We start from the raw sequence: 3,144 nt of genomic DNA on the forward strand, positions 1-3,144 counted from the left end.
GATAAATTGAGAATTTACTCGAATCAGGTCAAACCCTGGGTAAATATGATGTCAAAGAACAAAATGGCAGGGAAAAATCCGCCACCACCGTCATACCGGTGGATTTACGAAACTCTAAACTTCAGTCAATTAACTAAATCGTTGAATTCTGAGTAAGATATATTTCGTCCCGTAACAACAACAGCGATTTTTTTACCGGTTAACATGCTCGACTCTCGCAGGATTGCAGAAACGCCAGCAATCCCTGAAGGCTCAACTATTTGCTGATGGTGCTGAACCATAAATTTCAGACCTTCAATCAAATCGTTGTCACTCACGCCAATCATTCTATCAACATTATCTCTGACAATTGAAAATGTCATAGTTTCTGGTTCAATTGCTCCACTTAGCCCTGGGGCAATTGATGGTAAAAGCTTTACTGGTGTTATCTCTTTGTTTTCAAACCATCGTATAAACGTTGGACTGTTTTCGGTTTGAACCCCCCATACTTGAATCGAAGGGTTATTTGCTTTCAAAAAGCTTGAAATACCGGATATTAGCCCCCCACCGCCCACGCATACAACCACAATATCAACATCACAAATATCTTGAAGGAGTTCTATCGCTACAGTCCCCCCACCGCAGATCATCCCCTTGTTATTGTAAGCTGATATAAATTCAAACCCTTTAGTTTTTGCCGACTTTAGAGCTTCAATTCGAGCTGTTTCAATATCGGGAAATTTTGAAATATTTGCATCTAATTTTTTCAGATATTTGATTTTCAATTGATCTGTCGTATCAGGTAAAAAAATATGTGCTGGAATTCCAAGAGTACTTGCAGCATAGGCAATACCGATTCCATGATTGCCTGCAGTGGGTGCTACAACGCCCAGATCCCTTTGTTCTGAATTGAGTATTTGTAAACAATTGAAAGCTCCACGCGCTTTAAAGCTTCCAGTGTGTTGCCAACACTCCATCTTAAAGAAAACATTTGCATTGGCTATGTGGCTTAGTTCCATGGAGTATTCCAATGGTGTTTTTCTTATAAATGGTTTTATACGTTCATGTGCAGACCAGATATCTTTTATATTTATCATTTCTTTTGTTTTGGTGAGAGGTAGCTCAGTTCATTTGAACAGTTTTTTCATTTTTAAGTGGAAAACCTACCGGAATTTACTCCAAAGTATATGACGGGCAACTTTCGCAACAGACCTCGTCCGGTGTCTATTGGTTAACACCTGAATGCGGTCGATATCTGTTATGCCGGTCAAAATATTTCTTAAACGATCAACGTGGTTCAAAAACTGAGTCATATGCATGCAGGAACAGTTACTCATACTTCACTATTTTCCAGAGTCGTTCAACAAAAAGGTTGTCTCGCCGCCCCCCCTGGCTTTTAACGGTTTTAACAAACTCAAGTGTAGTCAAAGAGCCCCCCTAGCCATCGGTATATATTTCGTATGAAGAGCCCATACCTGGTTCGTCTTGTCGATGTTCATACCACACAGCAATAAGGATAGCGGCGTGGCGGCGATGTTTCTTGCTCGTTTTCGGTTTTTGACAGAGAGCCTTTGGGTCCATTCGTTTCATCAATGTGCCTGCGCGATTGCACCCAACAGCTTATCCTTCCAGGACAAGCTGATCTCGAAGCATGCGTGCGGTCATAAACGGGTGGTCCCGATGGAGCTGGTCGATTCGGCGCATCAGTGCGAGTTCATCCTCACCCATCGGCCAAGGCCGGCAATAGGCGCAGCCACGGCTTATTTAGAGAAGCGTTGTCTGCCGGCTTATTGCGAGCTCCGGCCTACGGTTAATTATCGCTCTGCGCTCAGCAATCCCGCCTTGTTGAGCGCACTCTAAAAAAAAATCGTTCTCTAAAGTCAATTGGCCTGTTCAGTCAGTTGCCGCTTCCAGGTTGTGACCTGGTCGGGATGCACCTCATACAGTTCAGCCTACTCAGCCAGGGTCTTTTCTCCGCCCTGATACAACAAGAGCCCCTTTCGCCTTAAAATTCGCTGAATGTTTACGTTGCTTTCTCTTTGCCATAATCCGCTCCTTCTTTTCACCACCATAAGGTTTTCATAGGTAGCAATTTTTCCACTGAGAGGCTTGTGCAAATTCTTTTGGCAAGCTCAAATATCGAAATTTCTAATCAACATAAAAAAAATATTCCAATTATCACATCAAAGACATATAATCCCACGCACTGATCACCAACTACGCACTTAACAGTGCGTAGTTGCTTATTTTTTTTGACTTTCAACAGACTCCTATCTTAAATTCCATCAGTGATATTTTACAGAAAGATAATTCCTCTAAAACAATATGAATCCGGTAGTCACCACAGTATTGCTGCTTATATGCAGTAACATTTTCATGACCTTTGCATGGTATGGACATCTTAAGCAGCTCAATAATAAAATCTGGATCATCGCTGCTTTATTGAGTTGGGGTATCGCGCTGTTTGAATACCTCCTTCAGGTACCTGCTAACCGTATCGGCTACACAGTACTGAACGTCGGTGAACTAAAAATCATCCAGGAGGTTATCACTCTTGGTATCTTTGTCCCATTTTCATTCTTCTATCTTAAAGAACCCTTAAAAACCGATTATCTCTGGGCAGGAATATGCCTTATCGGTGCAGTCTACTTCATGTTCAGAAGCAGGCTGGCGTAACCATTTTAACTACAGGTAACCATTATAAATACAGGTATGTTATGCCGGTTGATATTGTAAAACAACTTCTCTAAATCTAGCCATTCGCTTGATTCAGGCCGGAAAGGCCCGCAAGGAAATTACTGAGATTGTATCAGTTCACTACAACGTCGTGTGTCGATGGATTCGTGCAAGGTAAAAAGGCTGCTTACTGACAAAAATTCAAAATAACTCAAGTTGCCATTTGCTCTTTGGAACAGGAAGGCTATTCTCCCGACATTCTAGCTGATGCCGGTGGTTGCGAAATGTTTGGCATGACTATCGCCGCAACCGGTGGCAAACATCACAAGTACTTTTTTACAACACTGTTGATCCACGACCGAGGATCATCCCCAAGTTTTTTTGAGCTAATCAGGAGTCTGTAAATAAAATTGTGTAACTGCTTACAATCAGTTAACTTCGCTAAGAAAAGGAATTGATGTGAGCAAAGAAACCGAAAAAGACATCCTG

At 42.0% G+C, this 3,144-nt stretch carries 2 protein-coding genes; one reads left to right on the forward strand and one right to left on the reverse strand.

Annotated features, from left to right (window positions below; genetic code table 11):
* Positions 1 to 125: 125 nt before the first annotated feature.
* Complete coding sequence (locus tag BLQ17_RS21745) at positions 126 to 1,076, reverse strand: threonine ammonia-lyase (protein ID WP_092226353.1); 951 nt, start codon at positions 1,074 to 1,076, stop codon at positions 126 to 128.
* A 1,228-nt stretch (positions 1,077 to 2,304) separates the two neighbouring features.
* Between BLQ17_RS21745 and BLQ17_RS21755 the strand changes: the two genes are divergently transcribed.
* On the forward strand, positions 2,305 to 2,655 hold the full coding sequence (locus BLQ17_RS21755) for a DMT family protein (RefSeq protein WP_092226356.1): 351 nt from the start codon (positions 2,305 to 2,307) through the stop codon (positions 2,653 to 2,655).
* Positions 2,656 to 3,144: the final 489 nt, after the last annotated feature.

It is taken from the genome of Desulforhopalus singaporensis, assembly GCF_900104445.1.
GTDB classification, from domain to species: domain Bacteria; phylum Desulfobacterota; class Desulfobulbia; order Desulfobulbales; family Desulfocapsaceae; genus Desulforhopalus_A; species Desulforhopalus_A singaporensis.